4 protein-coding genes are annotated in these 22708 nt (G+C 54.4%); 3 read left to right on the top strand and 1 reads right to left on the bottom strand.

Annotated elements, in window-relative coordinates:
- Positions 1 to 91 precede the first annotated feature (91 nt).
- The gene (locus tag SH528x_RS26815; protein WP_442506515.1) at positions 92 to 2965 is read right to left on the bottom strand and encodes a M16 family metallopeptidase; all 2874 of its coding nucleotides are present in this window, start codon (positions 2963 to 2965) and stop codon (positions 92 to 94) included.
- 163 nt (positions 2966 to 3128) lie between these two features.
- Between SH528x_RS26815 and SH528x_RS26820 the strand changes: the two genes are divergently transcribed.
- The 3 genes from SH528x_RS26820 (at position 3129) to SH528x_RS26830 (ending at position 22681) form a co-directional block, all read left to right on the top strand.
- On the top strand, positions 3129 to 3452 hold the full coding sequence (locus SH528x_RS26820; RefSeq protein WP_442506516.1) for a Rieske (2Fe-2S) protein: 324 nt from the start codon (positions 3129 to 3131) through the stop codon (positions 3450 to 3452).
- Positions 3453 to 3697: 245 nt separating this feature from the next.
- A complete protein-coding gene (locus tag SH528x_RS26825) occupies positions 3698 to 4429 on the top strand; it encodes a YqjF family protein (protein ID WP_442506517.1) in 732 nt (243 codons plus the stop codon).
- 597 nt (positions 4430 to 5026) lie between these two features.
- Positions 5027 to 22681 (top strand): tandem-95 repeat protein, encoded by a 17655-nt coding sequence (locus tag SH528x_RS26830; protein ID WP_442506518.1) that lies wholly within the window; start codon positions 5027 to 5029, stop codon positions 22679 to 22681.
- Positions 22682 to 22708 lie beyond the last annotated feature (27 nt).

Here is a 22708-nt window from a genome sequence, read left to right on the forward strand (position 1 = left end):
ACGAAACGCATTCAGGGGCGGACGAAACTCTTGGCGAGTTTCGCTACCTTGCGTTTCGCTACCAAAAGTTTCGCGACCTCGAATAGCCTTCTTACTGTGCGGCTTCGCCTTCTTTGACGCTTGCGAAGTCGCCTGCGATCGCCATCACCAGCTTCTCGGGCTGGATGTATTTGCGGATCGCCTCGTTAACCGATTCGAGCGTTGCCGCTTGGATCTGAGCCTCGTGCTCGGCTTCGTACGCCATCGTTCGTTCGTTGAACAGCGAGCTGAGCAAGTCGGATGCGAGTGACGAATCGTCCGCTCGACTCACTCGGTTGCGCTGCAAGTAGGCTTCTTTTGCCTTGGCGAGTTCGTCCGAAGTGATGCCATCTTTACGAATCCGATCGATCTCTTCGCGAATCACCCGGATCAACTTCTCGCGATTTGCGGGGTTGGTGATCGCGTAGAGCGTAAAGTCGACGCGGTTGTCTTTCGCTCGTGCGGTGACACTGCTCCGCACGCCGTAGGACAATCCTTCTTGTTGACGCACGCGATCGGCCAATCGGCTGCTGAGACTGCCGCCGCCGAGGATAAAGTTGCCAAGCACAAGCGAAGCGTACGCGGGATCCGCGTCACTCAGCTCGTATTGTTCACTCGAGTAGAAAAACGCATTCGCTTTGTCGGGCGTTTCAATCAATTCGAGTGAACCTTCGATTCCGGGATGCGGATCGCGATCGACACGGACATACGGCTCGGCGACTTTCCAGTCGGCGAACTCTTTCGAAAGCATCGACTTGAGCTCTTCGGCATCAAAATCACCCACCGCTGCGACTTCGCCCGCTTGATTGCCAAGGAAGTTGTCGTGCAGCTGTTGGATCTGTTCTGCCGTGACGCTCCTGTACATATCAAGTTGCTCATCGATCGATTGCACGTACAACACATGGTCCGACTCGTACGGCGACAATTGCTTTCGTACTGCGAGTGGTGCGAGGGCCTGCGGCTCATTTTCGCTCTGCTGTAGACTGGTTACCACTTGGCGGCGAATCACTTCGAGTTCGTCGCCTGAGAGTCGTGGATGACGCAACAAGTCACCTAGCAGTGCAACCACTTCGGGCAGAAATTCTCGTTTCGTTTTAATTTGGACCTGCAGCAAACCGACGGTGCTGTTCATCGTCAATTCGGCACGCAGACGGGTCAATTCGTCCTGAAATTCTTGGTAATTGAGGTCTTTGGTTCCCTTGGACATCAACATCCCCAGCAATTCCACCGCACCGACTTTGCCTTTGAGCGTGTCGCCGGTTCCAAATCGGAAGGTCATGTTTAGCGTGACCGAACCGCCGCGAGTCTTCTTGGGCAACATCGCGTAACGGATGCCGCCGACCAAATCACCACGCTCGGTACGTTCTTCGATGGCCAACGGCGAAGGATCGATCATTTCGCCCGCAGCGATGGCTTCACGTCCTTCGTAGTCTTTGAACAACTCGGCCAAGTTGGGCGACTCGGGGATCGAGACACGTTGCGATTCTTCGCTCGGGATGAACAATCCGACAGTGCGGTTGTTGCGAAGGAAGTAGCTCTCGGCAGCTTTTTGGACTTGCTCGACCGTCAAATTTTCGATGCGGTCCCGATACAACAGATACAAACGCCAATCGCCTTGGGCGGCCCAATCGCTAAGTGCGACTGCGATCTTGTCGGTATCGGAAGTCGCCAGTTCACGCTCTTTCAAAATTTGCTGTTTCGCGCGTTCAACTTCCTGTTCGGTGATCGGGGTTTCCGACAGCGATTTCTCAACGACATCCAAAAGCGTTTGGCGGGCTTGCTCGATCGAGTTTTCTTTGGGGATCTCCGCGATCGCCATAAACATGCCGGGTTCGGTCAGCCCGTAAGCCAACGTGAACACGTTGCTGGCGATCTCGGTTTCGACCATCTGCTTGTAAAGTCGGCCGCTTGGTTCATCGCCGAGAACATAGACGAGGGCTTTCATCGCCGCGTAGTCTTCGTGGCTGCCCGAGGGAATGTGGTACGCCGAGCCAACGTATTGGACATCGCCCACACGTCGCAGCACTACGGTCCGTTCGCCATCTTGGGGCGGCTCGGTCGTGTACGTTTGGTCGATCGGCGTATCGGGCGACTTCAGTTTGCCAAACGTTTCTTGGATCTGTTGCAAGGCGTGATCGGGATCAAATTTGCCCGCCACAATCAGCATTACATTATCAGGGCGATAGTACTTTTTGTAGAATTGGCGAAGCTTCACGACTGGCACTCGCTCGATATCGCTGCGGTTGCCGATCGTGGATTGGCCGTAGTTGTGCCAATCGAATGCCGCAGATTGCATCCGCTGCATCAACACGCGGATGGGCGAGTTTTCGCCGCGTTCAAATTCGTTGCGGACGACCGTCATTTCGCTCGCGAGGTCTTCGCCACGCACAAAGCTGTTCAGCAGTCGATCGGATTCCAATTCGAGTGCAAAGCGAAGGTTCTCGTCACTGGCAGGAAGCGTTTCGTAATAGTTGGTGCGGTCCAGCCATGTCGTTCCGTTAAAGCGAGCACCGCGATCGGTTAGCGCTTTGGGGACTTCGGGAAAGGTCGGCGTCCCTTTGAAAAGCATGTGTTCCAACAAGTGAGCCATGCCGGCTTCGCCGTAACCTTCGTGTCGCGATCCGACGAACAACGTCATATTGACCGTGACCACCTCTTTGCTGTCGTCAGGAAACAGCAGGACGCGTACTCCGTTTTCGAGTTTGTATTCGGAGATTCCTTCGAGTTCGGCTACTTTTTTGGGCACGGGGCTGTGACTTTCCGTCGAGTTGGGTTGATTTGTTTTCGAGTCAGCGGGCTCTTCTGCATGGGCGGTACTCGCAACGGCGAGAGCCAGCAACATCGCCAACATGCAAAGACGCTGATAACCGGCGAACCGATAACCGGGGAACATGCAATTGGGGAACTGGCGGGCTCGAATCGAATCAACTGGGTTTCTGAAATCCATCGCGACAATTGCTCCGTGGGGTCGTTTCCATGGGTTACCTAAGATTGCGGTTGATTGTAACGTTTGATTCGGATCGTTGATAATGGGCTATGCCACCTGCGGAACGACCATCCAGCCCCGCCACTAGTGTCACCGCAACTATGCGAAAATTGAGGAACCTCGAATGCCAAATCACGTGCAAAACTGGGTCGATGTTGCGGCAGAACAGGATTGTGCCGAAGGCAATGCGATCGAAGTTTTGGTCGAGGGGCAGGTGATCGCGATCTTTCACAACCAAGGCGAATGGTTCGCGATGGACGGAATGTGTGCCCACCAGGGCGGACCGATCGCGCAAGGCGAAGTCGCGGGCGGTTGCGTGACCTGCCCATGGCACGGTTGGCAATATGAGTTGTCGACCGGAATTCAAACCATCAATCGTCAACCACTGCAAAAAACGTACATGGTGCGGGCTCGTGATGGACGAGTCGAAGTCGATATGAATTCGTAATCGTCGCCTTTTGCTCCGCAAAAGTAGCGTTCAAAATAACCTTACGCTCGTTCCGAGGCTCCCGCCATGGAACGTACTGCTTCCGAGGCTCGCGCCTCGCGGTCTGTATCTTAGAGCAGGCAGGAGCCTGTAAGTTCAGTGGGTTACCAGGCAGGAGCCTGGGAACCAGTCGCCGTAAACGCAACTTTCGCGGGAGCGAAAGGCGACTTTGGGAAGCCCAAGACGTCACTTGAAAAGGAAGCACGATGAACGACATGAAAATCGATCGGATCGCTCCGTCGCGTCGACCTAGCGGCCGCAGTGACGGCACCCAGTCGTGGCAGTCGCTGCTATTTATGCACTGGCGTGTCCCGGTCGAAGCGTTGTCGCGGGTCATCCCGAGTGGCTTGGAACTGGACACGTTCCAGGGGACCGCCTACCTCGGAATTGTGCCGTTTCAGATGCGGGCGATCCGGCCTCGCTGGCTACCTAGATCGATGGCGTTCAATTTTCTCGAGACAAATGTTCGCACTTACGTCGTGCATCGTGGTCGTCCCGGCGTCTTTTTTTTCTCGTTGGACGCCAGTTCACGATTGGCGGTTATGGCCGCCCGATGGGGGTGGTCGCTGCCCTATTTCTACGCCTCGATGAGCCATCACAGCGATTCGGGAAAGATTCGGTACGAAAGTCGTCGAACCTCGGGAGTGCGGCATGACGTCTCTTTTCGCGTTGACACGGACGAGGCGGTTTCGCAACCAGGTACGCTCGAACATTTTTTGCTTGAGCGATATTTGTTGTTTGTCGAGCGTCGCGGCGAGGTTCATGTCGGGCATGTCCATCATGATCCATACCGCGTCCGGACAGCCGAAATCGACGAGATCAGCGATGATCTCGCTCGGGCAGCTGGCGTGGACGTGCCAGCGGGCAAGCCTGATTTAGCCCATTTCTGTGACGGGGTGGATGTGGAAGTGTTCGGTATCAAACCCGCCACGAATTAGTCTGCGGTTGTCCCAAATGTGGGGGCAAGCGATACGCCTCGACCAACGTAATTGCGAATCAGCGAATCTTCGTCAAAGGTGGGGAGCGGGAAAAGCTGCGTGCTAGCAATGTTGAGCTCTTTTCGGCGCCGACGCCCCTGATTCTCGCTCCCAAATAGGGGGTGTAGATCAAATTCCCTGCTCTATCGGGGAACTTTCAACGCGGCAATTCGTCCAAAGCTGCACGCGATTATGTGGATTTTTCCGTCTCCACGCTGATTCCGTCGGGGGGCTGGGTAGATCATACCAGCTTGGGAGCCTGCATTTTCGCTACGACCTGTTTGCACAACCTAAATAGGAAAGCGACCAGCAATATGCCTCAAACCAATTATTTGAAGGCAAAAAACGCGCAACTATACTCGGCCAATGAGTTTCGATGCTCTGCTGCGCGCTACGGTGCGAAAGAGCGAGGGTTTCGGCATTCAACTTTTCGATTTTTAACCATTTGCCTCGTCGAGCGACCTATGGTTCGGCAAGGCCAGTCTCAACTTACATACTCCTCCATCTCCTCAATGCATAACGGAATTGGCATTGGGGTTCCCCCGGAAGGTTCGGTCTATGACCTCGCGTAAGCGACATTTAACGTCATCGTCTTCGTCAGTCTCGAATTCGGAACTTCAACGCACTGCGAAGAAGTCGAAGTCTGCGCATAAAAATTCGCGTAAGAAGGCTCGTCGTCAGCACATTCTGGAAACGCTCGAAACACGCCAATTGTTGGCGGGGCCGCAGCTGATCGGTATCCAGCCAAACGATGGCGACTTGATCGTCGACGGCTCGGTACGCGATAGCGCACCGAGCGTTTTGACGTTCCGCTTCGACCAAAATCAACAGATCAACGCCAACACGCTTGATGGCATTCGCATCACGCGACCGGGCGACGACGGAATTTTCCAAACCGCTGACGATCTGCGTATCACGCCCGGTTTGGTCACGCTCGGTGATCCAAACGAAAACGAAGTCGTGGTCCGCTTTGCCGAATCGTTGCCGGATGACCAATACCGCGTCGAGGTGTTCGGGTACGACGATCCAGGATTGGGGATCAGTGGTCTTCGCAACATTCAGAACGAATTCTTGGTTCCTCGCACAGCGGGCGCCCGATCCGAAGTCATCAACTTTAGCCTGCGGCTTGGTGCGTTGGTCGAAGCCGTGGTGCCACAACCCGTCGTTCGTCTTGCTGACGGTTCGCTGCAACAGAACCGTAACGAAATCGTTGTCTACTTCAACGAAGATCCGTTGTTCGTCGAAAACGACGACAATGGCAATCCGACGCCACGTTCGGCTGAGAACCCTCGTTTCTATCAATTGCTGCTGACCGACGAAACGGCTCGCACGACCGACGACTTGTTGTTCCAACCTGATTCGGTGGTCTACGACGCAACGACCCACACCGCTCGGTTGTTCTTTGCGGGCGACATCAACAATCTGTCCGGGGTTCCGCTTGGCGGCGGCACGTTCCGATTGCGAATTGGTTCGGCGGTCGACAATCGAGTTGATTTGATCATCAGACCGACCAATGTCGATGTGGCTCCGGTCGCGGTCACCAATTTCGGAGTCCAGGGGCTGCGTGTCAGCTTCGTATCCAAAGCGATTGGCGAAGCCGCATCGGGCCGAAAAGTTCGATTCGAAGACGTTGGCGGTGCGGGGCTGTCGGTACGCGCAGAAACCGACGGCACGGTCGTGTTCAATTTTGGCGGCGACTCGCCCACGTTGACCGACCTGCGTGTCGTTGCAGCGAGCGAACCGACCGTGAATTCGTTGATCGAAGTCAAATGGACGCTTAATGGCGATTCAACCCAAGGCGGCAGCACGCTGGTTCCTCGCAATCTGATCGGGGCGCCTGCACTCGTATTGAACGCGGTTGGCGACACGCTTGGTACGGCGCTTGACGTCGGAGTGTTTGGTCGCGATGAGCAATTGACCAGTTTGATTTTCAATGAGTCGATTGATGCGCAACCGTTCCTGATCGAACTGCCAGGTGGCAATGACGACCCAGGCCATCGTGAATTAGATGAAGTCGCTGGTGCGCTGCTGCAACACATCAACGGTAACTTTGGTCCCGATGTGCAAAACGGCATCACCGAGATCGCGTACAACTTTAATACGATCTTTGACACCAGTCCGACGGGAGTTCCGTTCCAGAACCAGATCACCGAGCGACAAAAGACACGCATTCGCGAAGCCCTTGGAGCTTGGGCCAGCAAGATTGGCGTCCAGTTCCGCGAAACCGCGGATAGCGGGATCACCTTTGCACTAGGCGACGTTGCGAATCTTCAGCTGGGCACTTTGCCTGACACCGTCCGGGTTCAGCAAAGCGTGCTCAACGCCCGCGTTCGCATCGACCCCACGTTCACCGAATCTGCCTTGGTGTTTAGTAACCAAGTCACGTTTGATACCGCCTATGGCGAAGATTTCTATCGCAAGGCAACTGCCGGGATCGGTTTGATCCTGGGTCTTGAGCAGACTCCGGACTTGCCGTCGCAAACGTTGATGAGTCTAAACAGCACGTACTTGAACAACTCGATCAATGCGCGACCGGATGAAGAACCAGTATTCCCTGGCAACTTTGACGTTCTGCATGGTCAATATGTGCATCGTCCTGACAGCATCGATGTCGACCTGTATCGATTCCAAGTCGACTTGGATGACGTCGATCGCCTGGGGCAATTGACGGTCGAAACGTTTGCCGAGCGATTGTCGGAATCGAGTCTGCTGGACACCACATTAACGCTGTACCAAGAAGTCAAAGCATCGGCATTAACCGATTTTGGCGTCGGCGTTGATTTGCAAGTTCGATTTGATTCGTTGCTCGAAGGACGTTTGGGTAACAATCAGCGAATCGATTTCATTCAAACCGACCGTGCTGCGGGCGATACCGCGGTTCGTGTCTCGCAGCCAACCGACTCGACGGGCAAGCCGATTGCCAATGCGATCCTTGTAGATCTGCCTCGCAAGGGAGCCAACATTTCGAGCGTTCCTGCGAATTCGATTGTCAATGCGATCAACAATAGCCCGTTTGCAAGTTCGATCATGCGAGCCACTTTGGTGGCCGGATCGCCGACGACTGACGTTGGTGGAAGCTCGTTGAATTTCTCGCCGATCCTGTTCAGCGGCGGCGGCATCGTCCAATTGGGACGTAACGATGACTACTTCAGCGAAGATTCGCGATTGACGGCCTCGCTCGGCGAAGGCACCTACTACGTTGGCGTTGCGGCGAGCGGCAATGACCATTACGACCCGACAATCACGCGCAGCGGTTACGGCGGATTGACTCAAGGCAAATACGAATTGCACTTGAAATTCGAGCCACAGGTCGATGAAACCGATGTGATTCGTGACTTGGACAGTGATCGCGTTGATGTTCCCGGCACGATTCTCGATGGTGACGGTGATGGCAAACCGGGCGGTGCTCATAACTTCTGGTTCCAAACCCGTCCACTCAATCGAACGCTGACCTTCACCGACAACGGCGATGCGATCACGATCGGTCAAACGATCAAGGTCACTGGCGCGGCGGGTGTGGTTCGCACCTTTGAATTTGTGCCAATCGGTAGTTCTGCAAAACCAGGCAATGTGGCTGTGTTCTACAGTCCAGGAAGTCCGAATTTCCCAACGCCTGCAGGCACATTGGCGACCACGCTGCAAACCGCGATCAATAGCCGCCAAGGCGAAACCGGAGTGACCGCGACGGTCAGTAACGGTAGCGTCATTTTGATGGGCGAACGCGAAGTCGAGCTATCAACCAACACCCGTGCTCTAGAAGCATCGGGACGCAATATTTTCGTCGACAAGACAGCCGGTCCGAATGCCGACGGCAGTTTGGATCATCCGTTTAACAACATCAGCAATTCAAACGTCGCTAATGCCTTCGATGCGGCGTTACCGAAAGACATTGTGCGAATCGTTGGCAATGGAGGTGTTGATAACAACATCGCCACCGAAGCTGACAACTTTAGCTACAAGATTGGTATCCCAGACGTCGGAGGTGGTTTCCTCGAAGACGGTCGCGTGATGGAAGTGCCCAAAGAGGTCACGACCATGATCGACGCTGGCGCCGTGTTCAAAGTCCGCGGTTCCTGGATCGGCGTGGGCAGTAGCACCGTTCAAGTCGATCGCAGCAACGGTGTATTGCAAGTCCTGGGAACACCACGACTGGTCGATCTGAGTGACCCTAACACAACAACACTGCTTGGCAACGATGACGCGGATCGTCCAGGCTACGATGATGGCAGCGTGATCTTTACCAGTTTTCGCGATCGCGCCGTCGATGCGTCTGCAGTGGGCAACAGCCCTGCGGTGGCACCCGGGAATTGGGGCGGTTTGATTTTCCGCCGCGATATTGATCAAGCCGAAGGTCGCCAGAATTTGGAAGATCAAGGAATCTTCCTTAATCAAGTCAATCATGCTGAGATCCGTTACGGCGGTAGCAGCAACGTATTGATTGATTCGGTTCAACAGTTGGTGAATCCGGTCCAAATCGTCAATCTACGTCCGACGATCTCGTTTAGTGAGATCACCAACAGTGCAGATGCCGCGATCAGTGCATCGCCCGATAGTTTCGAGGAAACCAGTTACCAATCGCCTCAATTCCAACAAGCGGGCGCTTATACCGCGGACTATGACCGTGTCGGTCCCGATATTCATAACAACCAACTGTTTGAAAACAGTATCAATGGGTTGTTTGTTCGTGTGGGCACCACGCCAACCGATCCGCCTCGGGCATTGACCGTAGCGGGCCGATTCGATGACACCAGTGTGGTCCACTATGTCGCCGAAAACATTGTGATCGCAGCCAACCCAGGCGGTTCGATTCAAGACGGTTTCGCACCGTCCACCTCGTTGATTTCAGCTCGAGCATTACGCGGGGGAACATTCAACCCCGGAACGTATCTCTACAAGATGACGTTTGTGGACGCCGACGGATTCGAATCTGCCGAGAGCGTGGATTCGTTTTCGTTCACCGTCGGTAGTTCGAACACGTCGATCGAATTGACAGGGTTGCCGCAAGTTCAACAGGATTCGGGGTACGTTTCACGCCGCTTGTACCGAGCCATCAATGTCGGTGGAACTCTCGTTTACAGATTAGTTGCGGACCTCGATGCGTCGTCGGTTTCGTATATTGACAACGGTTCCTCGACTGACGGGGTGCTCGATCTCAGTTTGGATGGTGTTCGCGGACGCCTCGACGCGTCGCTAGTAATCGATCCCGGAACGGTCGTCAAGATTCGTGGTGCCCGTTTTGAATTGGGTTATGGAACCCAATTGTTGGCCGAAGGTACCGAGAGCAATCCAGTTATCTTCACCAGCGTTTTCGATGACCGATTTGGTGCTGGCGGAACGTTTGACACCAACAACGACGGGCAAGACACAGGCGGCGGAACAAACGCCAATTACGGCGACTGGGCGGGGATCTACGCCAGCCCAACATCGACCGTCAGCCTTGATTTTGCGACTGTGGCCTATGCGGGCGGCATCAGTTTGCTCGAAGGGGGCCAAGCACGTGGATTCAATGCGTTGGAGTTACAACAAGCCAACGGACGCATCACCAATTCGCGTTTTGAATTCAACGAAGACGGACAAGACGGAGCAGGACCTGCAGGTCGATTTGGTCGCCTGATCAATACCCCATCGACGATTTTGGTTCGTGGCGCTCAACCGATCATTGTGGGAACGACGTTCACCGATAACCGTGGCTCTATCATTGATATCGATAGCGAATCGATGACCGCCGAACGATTGATAGACGCCGGACGTCAAACCGGTAGCAGCGATCGGCTCAGTGAGTTGGACGACAACTACGGCCCGATGATTCGCTTTAACCGTTACGAAGACACCGTGACCGAAGGCAATGCTTCGCTACGTCAATTGTCCGGTCTGGAGATTCGCGGCGGCACGTTGACAACCGAAACCGTGTGGGATGATACCGACATCGTACACATGCTGTTCGACGGGTTGACGGTCGAGAATTTCCATAGCTCTGGCGGTTTGCGTTTATTGAGCCGAGTGGATGAGAGTCTGGTTGTGAAATTGACCGGATCCGGCACGCCAAACAGTGCGACATTGGGCACCGGCTTTACCGCCACAGGCTCGGTTGGTGATATCCAAGACCGTATTGGTGGTGCGATTCATATCATCGGACAACCTGGCAGGCCCGTCGTTTTGACGAGCTTGCAAGACGACACGGTCGGAGCCGGACTCAAACCGGATGGCTCGCAATTCACGGACACCAACGGCGACGGAATCCAATCACGTCCAGAGCCAAACGATTGGCGAAGTGTTTTCTTGGACCAATACAGCAACGATCGTAACGTTGATGTGATCACCGAGTTCGAACTGCCGACCGAAGTGGCACCGGGACTCAATGGTGCAATCGAGAACGCTCAACTGCTTGGCGAACTTTCTCCAAACCTGTTCACCGGAGACGAAAATCGTCGGCACGGCTTTGAGGTCGAAGGCTACCTTAGCAGCGAAACGGATATCGACACTTATACGTTCACCGGCGCACCGGGAACCGAGATTTGGGTCGACATTGATCGCACTACCTACACGCTCGATTCAATCATCGAATTGCTTGACGAAAATGGTCAAGTGTTGGCGCGAAGTGACAATTCGTTCGAAGAGACTTCGGGCGACGCCTCCGTCGTCGTGCTCGATCCTAATTTGCTCAGCAGCACGACGTCACTGCAAGCTTCGGGCGAAGCGTACACCGAGCGCGGCGCAGGCGGGTTGTACGAGGATTTTGGATCGACAAATCCACGCGATGCCGGCATTCACTTTACGTTGCCCGGTAATTCGGCCAACGCCTCCTCGCGTAGTGTTTTCTTCTTCCGTGTTCGTAGTGCGTCGCTGAATCCTGACGACATGGCGGGTGGTTTGACCTCCGGTGGCTATCGCTTCCAAGTGCGTTTGACCGAGGAGCAAGAGTTCCCCGGCAGCGTTATTCGCTATACCGACATTCGCTATGCCAACAACGGCATTCACACGCGTGGATTGCCAAGTTCGTCACCGTTGATCGGTGAAGCGGGCGAGAATGAAGGAACGTCCTTCTTTAATGCAAGTAACGACCGTATCGACACCACGCCTGGTTTGTTTAGCGACACCACGCCGCTTGGACAACGTCCGCAAAACATCGGCAATTTGGTCGGCAACAAGAATGACGTCATCAGTGTTGCGGGAGCACTCAGCAGCACATCGGATGTTGACTTCTATCAATTTGACATTGACTACAGCATTGGCAACGGATCGTTGCTTCGTTCGACGGTCTTTGATATCGACTATGCGGATGGGTTCAACCGGCCGAACACTTCGATCAGCGTCTTCTACGATCCTGATGGCGAGCAAGGCATTCAATTGCCACGCTTGGTGTTGTTTGGCGAAGACGCAAACATTTTGGACGATTTGACAAGTCCCAACGGTGAGAATTCATCGCTCGAAAAACTACTGCGTGGCTCGATTGGTACCGGAGATGCATTCATCGGTCCGGTTTCATTGCCCGAAGGAACTTATTACGTCGCGGTCACTTCGGATGGCTTGGTGCCGCTTGAATTTACGGACAACGATTTGCTGCGACGAGAGCCGATTAACTCGGTTCACAGAATCGTCGAAGATCGCATCAACGCTTCGACGCCGAGCACCGCGCGTCAGGCGGATTTGATCAAATTGTTCTCGGATGCAACGATCGCCGCTGGCGGATTTATCGAAGCGTCGGAAACCAGTCCAGGCCACGGCAAACCTACACACTTCGATGGTTCCAATGGAGTGTCGTCGACCGGGGCACCACGAATCTCTGAATTCACCGTTGCCGGTGGCGACGCGCCCAGCAACGTAGGGGGAGCGAATAGTGCTAACCTCGACAACCTCGATTTCTCACTTGTCGATGACTCTGAGATTGGAGGTCGGTTTATTGGCAGCCAATTCTTCGGTGGCGTGTCGGAAAACACTTCGGTGTTCATTCCTCACGTTTCGATTGAAGGAAACTTACGTGCCGACTTGGCTGACTTCTACCAATTCAGCCTGAACGATGACGGTAAACGCGTGATCATCGATTTGGACAACGGATACAATCCGTTCCAAGGAATCAATGACACCGATCCGTTGACTCCGACGTTCCAATTTGATCCTACCAGCGTCGATGCCGACTTCGTTCTGTTGCGACTTGATCCGGCCAACCCAGGCCAGTTGCAGTTTGTTCCTGGAACGGGGCGGATCACCACATCGAGTGCTAACGATGGGCGATTGGGTAGTGCGCCGGATGACAATGGTGGTCCGAGTCTCGACCCGTTTATCGACATCACCCTGAATGCGGGAACCTATTTCATCGGTGTGTTGCCGACCGCGAGCACCTTTGCGTTCAATAATACCGGTGGTACGACGATCACCAACGGCTCGTTAAGCAATAACGCGCAAACCTATACGCTACACGTTTCGATCGAAGATCACGTATTGCCAGCCAACACGGGTGGAAATACGGCGTTGCACTACGATCGCTTGACCAACTCGACACCGGGAACGATCACGAGTGAGCCGTTCAGCTTGGCAGGATATGTTGCTGCCGATGCACCGACGTTCTACTACAACTACAACTTCGATCCGTCCTTCGGAGATTCCGTCTCGCTAAGAATTTTCAGCGATGACGATGCAGTGGGCGTGACGACAAATGCAACCCCTAACTTTGATGCGGTCTGGCATCAAAACCGTCTTTCGCTTGAACGTTTCGCGGGTCACACCGGCATTCGTTTCGAGTTCACCTACACGCCGTCTGGCGGCGGTGGTGGACCGATTATCGGTACGGGAAATGGGTTGTACCTCGATGACTTTATTGTCGGATTCGCTGAGCGTGGTGAGACGGTTTTCAGTGCTCGTAGTGGCGAAGATCGTTTCTCAGGATTTGGATCAGGTGAATCGGGCGAATATCAATTGGAGATGCGTCCCGGAACTCAGTACGCAACGCCAACCGCCTTCGGCACGCAGCTGAATCTCGATTTCGATACGAATGATCGGCACAGTGAGACGATCACGATTGTCGCTCCCGCAGGAGATCAAATCGTCGATGGCGATACGTTCATCATCAGCGATGGCAGTGTCAGCCAGACGTTTGAATTTACCACGTCACCGGGAACCGTTCGTTTTGGTAATACGCCCGTACTGTTCGCAACAACCGATGCAGCGAAGGACGTTGCTCAATCGATTCGCTCGGCGATCCGAACTCAGACGCGAATCAAAGTCGAAGCATCCTCCGCTGCAGGACAAGACACCAACGGGATGACTGATGGACGTTTGGCGCTTGTCGGAGCACGAGGCGGTTCGTTTGTCGGCGTTGCAAGAGTCGACTTGGCACCGCCTCCGGGAACACGTTTGGACTTGGATACGAATGGCAATTTGCAATTGCCTGTGATTTTCAACCAAGGCATTGGCGATTTCAATTTCGCGCGTCGTCAATCTCAATTGGTGATTCAGAACAATACGATCAGCGACGCGCATGCGATCGGGATTTGGAGCGAACCAGGACTGCGTGATACCGATCCCGAAGATATTCGCCAGGATCCACGATTCGGAAACTTTGATCCGTTCAATCCAGGGACGATTACTCAACCGCATCCGTTCTTGCAGCAACCGCCGATCGGCAATCCTCAACCCGGTGTGGCTCGGAATCTGCCCACGCTTAATGACGAGGTGATTGGTGGTTTGATGCCGGGCGTTGTGGTTCGCAACAACACGATCGATCAAGCCGGCTACGCCGGAATCAAAGTCGAAGGAGAAACACGCCCATGGATGATCGAAATCGGCGACGGTGATGACGTGGCTGACGGCGTGACGATGGCGATCGACTCGGGTGGAACACGCGTTGTGTTCGAATTCGAGGACATCGGCGGTACTCCGGTGACCGCGAGTGGATCGGGCGTCCAGGGCGGTGATGGCGTCGCCGATGGACACGTTCCGATTTTCTATCGTCGTAGTGGTGCTTCGAACCTGACCTACAACGGCCGGATTGGTGGCAACGAATACACCTCGATCGAAATGGCCACCGCGGTAATGCAGGCGATCCAAGGCAGCATTCTCGTGACCAACGACGCTGCAGAACTCGTGACGCCTTATATCGGTCCTTCGCTGTTGACCGACGACGAGTTTGCAAACGCCAACGCACGTCTGCCGATGGACTTTACCACGGCGGCGGTCTATTTGACCGGTGTAAGCAACATTTACATCACGACACGTGTGGCTGAAACGCCGCGTGTCGCTAACATCACGACGACATTGGCACCGGTCGCTGAACCGCTGCAGCCGTTTTCGCGGATCGTCAATAACACCATCTATGGTGCCGATGGTACCGAAGGCTTGTTCCCCGAATCGGCGGATCGCGAAGCCGACGATACGATTGATACAGCCATCGATACCAAAATCGGTCGCAGCCATGTCGGCGCTTATGTCGATACCGCAGCGATCGGCGACAACAGTGGGCCAATTGGCGCTGCCGGCGATGTCGACTTCTACCGAGTCGAATTGGAAGTCGGGGATCGTTTGATCGTCGATATCGATACCAGCAATACGCTCGATACGGTATTGCAAGTCTTCGATGCGGGCGGGGTTGCTCAAACATTGGCGAATGGTTTGACCGTGGTGGATGCAGCCACGGCCCCGGATCATTTGAATCCAGGTTCCACTGTCGCGAATCCAACCACCGACGACGTCAACAACCGCGATCCGTTTGTTGACTTCACTGCCTTGTCGACCGGAACGTACTTCATTGCGGTTAGCAGCAAGGGCAACGAAACGTTCGATCCAGCTGATTTGTCAGGACGAAAACTGGGCACCGGTGGAACAGGCGCTTACACGATCTCGATCGAGAACTACGCGGCTCGCGGTTTCGTGATGAGCATCAACAATGGAGCAATCAACGATGGTGGCGGCGTCCGCGGTGCCGATTTGATCGGATCCACGTTCGTGGTGACCCAAATTCCAGACGTTCCTAATGCCGCGACCAATCAAGTCACGTTTACGTTTGGCACCAATGCCGGAGCAGGCATCGTGACGGTCGCGCTGACCGATCATATGCCCGATATCATTTCGGCAATCGCGGACGCGATTAACGATAACCGGGTGCTGCAGAACCACACGCTAGGCAACGGACCAGGCGGAATCAGTGGCCCGATCCAGCGAGCGTCGGCCTTGGCACTGGGCGGAATTGACGGTGACAACGGTGGCGTCGAGAACTTGACACTGCGTCAACCCGGGCCGCTATTGCTCGATACACTCGGATCAAGCTCGGGACTGGCACCGGTATTAAACGAAAAGGGAGCCACATTCTGGAACAGTAATGATCTAGAGGAATTGCCAGAGCGAAACCAAACCGGCAACACCCGGATGTTTCATGCGTTGACCGGTAACGCGACCGATTTCCAACAGGGCTACGGTCATAACCGTTTGTCGACACCTGGAAACGGTACTACCGAACTCTACGTGGTGATCGATAACGTTGCCAAGATTGAGTTGAGCCCTGAAGCGCGAGCTGCGGGCTTGACACTCGATCCGGTTGCCGGACGTGACACGGATCAAGTGCTCAACGAAACCGGCGTCTTGATCGCAGGTGGTTCGAGTCCTGCGATCTTGAACAATGTGTTCGTGAATCTGCACGAAAGCGTCGTAATCGAAGAAACGAATTCACTTGGTTTTGGACAACCGACCAATTCCCATCCTAAACCGATGACGCAAGACACGGTCGTGGTCGGTTCGGTGTTCCAATTCGATCAACCCAATCAAACGGCCTTCAACAGCCGAATGTCATTCATCGCCAATTCGACTGGCATCACCACGGGCACGAACGAACCGAGTAACCTGAACGGCGGCACCGACGATTTCAACGTCACGCTGGGCAACTTTGCTCCGTCGCTCGAGTACGCGGCAGGGAACAATTTCTTGCCGATTGGCAATTCCTTGCTTGTCGATTCGTCGGTCAATTCGTTGACCGATCGCGACACGTTCAAGGCATTAAAGGCATCCGTTGGGATCACCGAAAGCAACGTGCTGGCACCGACCCGCGATGTCAACGGCATTTTGCGTGCGGACAATCCGTTCTTCCAACCGCCGGGAACTGTCGGAGAATCGATTTTCCGTGATCGCGGCTCGAACGAACTCGCCGACTTTGTTGGCCCGGTCGCGATTGCCGAGATTCCACGGGACAACGATGCCGAGGGCATTGATTCCGATCCAGCGATCAGTTTCATCAACTTGACCGGAGGCACGTACAAGCAATTCCGCGTTCAGTTGCGAGACAATGGCGATGCGTCCGATCCATTCCCAGGCATTGGAATTGATGACAACACCGTCGTTGTCCCTGCGATCCCAGGACTGCGTCCAAGTGGTTCAAATGTCACGCTGTTCGAAAATGATCGATTGCTGCAAGAAGGCATCGATTACATCTTCAGTTACGACAAGACAAAGAACCTGATTACCCTGACGCCTTTGGCGGGGATTTGGCGAGACGATCGTTCGTACCGCATTGGTCTGAACAATCGTGATCGCACTGTGTTGGTTGCACCGGAAGGACGAAGTCTCACGGACGGAGATCAAATCACGATCACGGACGCCAACGGTGGCGATATCGTCTTCGAATTCGAAACCGGCTATCAGTTGCTGTTGCCTGAAACGATCTCGCTGATCGTACCTCAAGTGGGCACCAATTTTGGCGGAGTTAGCGACGGCGACATTTTCCAAATCAATGATGGCGTCAATCCTGTCGTTGTCTTTGAACTTGATAGCGATGGAGCACAATTGCCCAGCAGCGTTGTGGTTCCGTTGCCATCGGGGCGTCCGCCAACGGATCCCACCCAGTTGCGTACTTTCCTAAACGGAATCGCGCTGAACATTCAAGCTGCAATCGATGCGGAAGTCGCCGCAGGCCGTTTGAATGTTGAAACCAAAGTCGATCCTCTCAGTGATCCTAATGGCGATCCATTCCGCGTGGTAATTGGTGCAGAACCGGGGACCACAGCGACAACCAGCGGTAGCGGGCTGCTGCAAGATGTGCGAACACTTGCCCTACGCGTCCCCGAAGTTGGATCGGCATTCGGCGGTGTCGTCGACGGCGACACCTTTGTGGTCAATGACGGCGCCCAAGTGATCACGTTTGAATTTGATATCGCAGGTGGCTTGGTCGACACGGCGAATGTCGCGGTGCCGATTGCCAGCGATTTGACTGCGAATCAAGTTGCCGTGGCAATCCAGCAAGCCATTCTTGGATCATCGCTGCGATTGAATGCTCGCGTGTTGTCCGATTCGGTCTTCTTGAATTTGCCAGTCAATGGATCTGCGAGTGTTCCGTTTGGCCAATTGACGTTGGTGGGACTCAGCCGCACGCCGACCGATGGTGACTTGATCACCTTCTCGCCAAACAATGGTGCAGATCCGATTAGCATCGAAATCAATCGCACTGACGAGCCAAATGCGGTTCTCGGAACGACGATTGATGATGGTGTGACCGTGCCCAATATTCCGGTCAACATCACCCGGCTGACGACGGCCAGCGAATTGGCGACAAAGATCGTCGCTGCGATCAAGTCAACCAAGGTGAATGATGTCGACCGAATCGTTGGCTTGGACACAGATCAAGTCACCGTTATCGACGGTAGCCAAGTGTCGATCGGCGGCCAACAGGGTCTTGGCGTCGGAGTGACCGGGACTTCACTCGAAGTCGTCGGTACCCCGGATGTCACCGGTGCCTCGACGATCGAAGTGTTTGGACCATTGCTGCTGAACTTGCCGCTTGTCGGTGGAGGTGGTTTCCAAGACGGCAGCGTATTGATTTTGCGAGACAACCTCGGCAACGATGTGATCTTTGAATTCAATCTGGTCAACACGCTGCAAACCGTTCCAAACTCGATCCCAGTGACGTTTAACACCTTCGATACGGTCGATATCTTGGCCGATTCGTTGGTGCTGGCCATCAATGGATCGACCGTGGGCATTACGGCTCAGAATTTGTTGAACGGCCGCATCACGCTGGGACGCATCGCTGCGGAACGCGTCGAGCTGAACGGAATCCCAGCCGATCCTACAGTGCCTGGATCCGGAGCTCCTGGAGTGACTCAAATCGCGATTCGTCGCGGTATCGTCAACGATGGCGAAGTGCTAACACTACGTCAGGGAACCGTCGCGGTCTCGTTCGAGTTCGAATCGGTCAACAACGGCGGTGGAGTACGACCAGGAAACATTGCAATTCCGTTCCAACCGACAAGCACGATTGGAGATATCGCCGTCTCATTGGCTGCCGCGATTAACAACAATCGTGGCTCGCTGCGAGTCACCGCTACAGCCGATCTGGACTTGCTCGGCAATCCAACAGGAACTGTTTCGCTCGACGATTTGCCAGGAACAGTGGTGGACGCCTCGCAAGCTCCGACCTTGAACGTGGTCGGCGTACCAGGCGGAGCAATCGCTATTCCGATCGCTCCTAACTTTACCGCCGAGCAAATCAAGACAGCGTTGCTCAAAGCAATCAACGGCGTCAATCAGCCAGGCGAACCAGCCTTGACGAATCTGATCGCCGAAGACCGCGGTGGAGGAACATTCTTTGTCGAGAATGGACAGATCTTCAATGGTCCAATCTCAACGTTCTTCTTGCCAGGAATTAAAGATCAAGTCGGTAATCCGCTGGAACCGAATCGCGATGATCAGTCAACGCAATTCACAATTTTGATGCCGACCGTTGGGCTCGACTTTGGTGACGCACCGGATCCCGTTAGTGGTGTTTCAGGGCGTTATCCAACGACCCTTGCCAACGACGGACCTCGTCACGTTGTCGACGGCGAGATAAAATTGGGAACCAAGGTAGACATTAACGCCAACGGTATCCCGGGTCATGCAGCCGATGGAGACGATTTAACAATCTCGGCTTCAACTACAGGCACTTTGTTCAACGTTGCCATCGTCGACGGACGTGTCGAAGTGACAGTCAATGCAGGTGTTACCGCGTCGACGCGAGATGGTGATACGATCACGATCAACACCGGCGTCGATATTGCCACGCTTGAATTTGACACCAACGGTCGATTTGACGAAGACAACTTTGCGATTCGCTCGATCGACAATACGCCAGCATCGATTGCCGCGGCCATTCAGCGTGCGATTGCGGAAAGTCCGCTTCGCCCCGCCGCCGTGTCGGTCAGTGGTGCGACGGTGATCATCGATGGTGATGACGAAGACGGAGTCAGCTTCGTCAGCGATCTGAATCCAAACGGTATTCTCAACCGCAGCGTCGGTGTCACGCGTGTCGATGACAATGGCAACTTGATCCTCGACTCCAATGGCAATGTCGCCATCTTCTTGCCGATCACGGTTACGGGATCCGGCGTGTTGGATGCGTGGATTGACTTTGCTGCGGACGGTGATTTCACCGACGTCGGTGACCAAGTCATTAACGGGGCAATCTTGAACGGAACCGGCGTAGAACAGACCTTCTACGTTCCGTTCCCATCGAATGCACCAAACCCCGTGACCGCAACGGACACCTATGCACGGTTCCGCGTGTCACGCAATGGTGGTTTGCAACCGACCGGATTAGCACTCAGCGGCGAAGTCGAAGACTACCGTTTGCGTTTGCTGCCGGGAACAGCTCCGTTGGTTGGCAATCAGCAAGCCAATCGCACTTATACGGTCGAAGAAAATCGTCCGCTACAAGTACTGGACAGCACCGGATTGTTGACCCCGACCACCACGGGCGACAACGGTATTTTGGTCGGAGTCACCGACGCCGAAAATAACGACATTGCAGTCTATGCACCCGACGTACGACAAGAAACGTTGTTTGTAAGCGGCGTCGAAGCGGGTGTATTGGACCTTCGCAGCGATGGCACGTTCACGTTCTTGCCTGCTCAAGATTTCAACGGCCAAGTCACCTTTAGTGCCCGAGTGACGGACGTTAGGCCCCTAAATCCTGCATTGGAACTGCTCAGTGCTCGGCCAATTCAGGTGACGATCAACGTCACTCCGGTCAACAACGTTCCATTCGCGACGAGCAACAACCCTGGTTTGTCACGGCAAATCAACGAGGACACGGTAACCACGTTTACCAAGGCCGAACTGATCGATCCGTTCTACAGCCCTGGGCCAGCGAACGAAGCGAATCAGCCATTGATTTTCCAATCGGTGGGAAGTGTACGTGGTCCATTCTTGTCGTCACTCGGCGGAATCATTGCGATCTCGAGCGACCGACAAAGTTTGGTTTACACACCGCCAGTCGATTACAACGGTTCTCAACCCGATACGTTCACCTATTTTGTCGCGGATGTTCCCGGTGCCGGACAGACGCCTGAAACCGCAACGACTCCGGGTGTGGTGTCGATCTCGTTTAACGCAGTCAACGATCCACCGCGGCTCGTCAATGACACCTACACTGCAAATGAAGATGAGTCGTTAATCATTCCGATTCGCAGTGCGGACAGAAAGGGCATCCTTGACAACGACGCTGCAGGTCCAGCCGACGAAGTCAATCCGCCTCAGAGCCAAACGATTAGCTTGGTCACCACCGATTTCCCACAGCGGACTTTCCGCGGTGGTAACGTGGTCATCGAAAACGGAAGCTTGCGTTACACCCCACCGTCCCAATTCAGTGGCGTCGATCAGTTCAACTACACCGTTCGTGATAACTTGCAGGCCTCGTCGACTGCATTGGTGATCATTAACGTTGGTGGTGAGAACGATGCACCTGAATTCATCGGGATTAACGGCAACGCGAATGAAACGTCGCTGACTTTTGACGAGAGCAAGGATGATGCTAGAACGGTTCAGTTCGATCTTTCGACTTGGTTCCGCGATCCAGAAAATGACGCGATCAGCTACACCGTGACGTCATCGAATTCGTCAATCGTGGCAGCACGAGCTTTGGCGGATACGTTGATCCTCGAGTTACCTCCGTTCGCGTTTGGCACCGCAACGCTGAGCATCACCGCGGTCGATACCAGTGGTGCTACTGTCGTCACCCAGGTTCCTGTCACAGTGAACGACACGCCGGATCCACCGACGTTGGTGGGCACATTCAACCCGCTTGCCGGGGTTGAAGACCAATTGGTGACCGCTACTTTGTCAACCGTGTTTGCCGATCCGGATGGCGAGCCACTGACTTACACGGTCGCACGCATCCGTAACATTCTCAATCCAACGGCATCGCAAATTGCTCAGGATCCATTGGTTCAATCCGTTGGATTCGTTAATGGCCAAATGCAAATCCAATTGAAACCAAATCAATCGGGTAGTGTCGACCTCGAGATTGCTGCGAGCGATGGAAGTTTCCGCATCAGCGATGCGTTCACGTTGACGGTCGCCCCGAGACCGGATGCACCGGTTGCGGGTAACGATGCCTATAACGTTCCGGTGGGAACCGAGCTTCAGGTGCTCAATCCTGCGAACGGATTGTTGCGAAACGATACCGATGCGGACGGCGATTCGTTGTTGATCGATCTCAATTCGGTGACTCCGTCAAGCCCCGACTTCGTCGTCAACGCCGATGGGACGTTCACGTTCAAGGCCACTAGCGGAAGCGTTGGCCAACAAGTCACGTTCTCGTACAACGTGATCGATTCGACCGGCAGCGTCAGCAACACTGCGACAGTGACGTTCACGTTCAACCAATCTCGTTATCAAAACCCGATTGCGTCTTTGGTCGCGGATGTGAATGCGGATGGAGTGGTTTCGGCACTGGATGCGTTGCGGATCATCAACTTGCTTGATCAACGATTGTCCGGAACAAGCTCATCATTGGCGGTTTCGGAAATTGGGACACCGCCGCCGGATTATGTCGACGTCAGCGGTGACGGACGCGTTTCCGCGTTCGACGCTTTGTTGGTGATCAATGCATTGGAACTGCGTGGATCTCAGCCAAGTGGATCGGGCGAGTCGGTCGCCAGCGGCGAATTCGTAGCAGAGAAAGCAACGGTTTCGACCGATGTCAATCTTGCCGCTACGGTCTCCTACGCTTCAGCGACAGACACCAATTTGCCAGTTCGCAACGCAGTGGCGGTGGAAACCTCGCCAACGGTTCAGTCGGCCCATCCTCGCGATGCGATTCTGCAAGCCGGATTCGAGATTGAACGCTCGGTAGTTGATAACGTCGTCGATCAGTTCGGTGACTCCAATCGCGGATCGGATTCGGACGACACCTCCAGCGTCGACCTCGCAATGGCGTCCCTGTTAGAAGATTCCTTTATCGACACAGGGACTGCGTAATGCATCCATCATGACACCCAACCGAAT

Origin of the sequence: Novipirellula methanifontis (genome assembly GCF_052161655.1) — a bacterium.
In the GTDB taxonomy this organism is placed as follows: domain Bacteria; phylum Planctomycetota; class Planctomycetia; order Pirellulales; family Pirellulaceae; genus Novipirellula.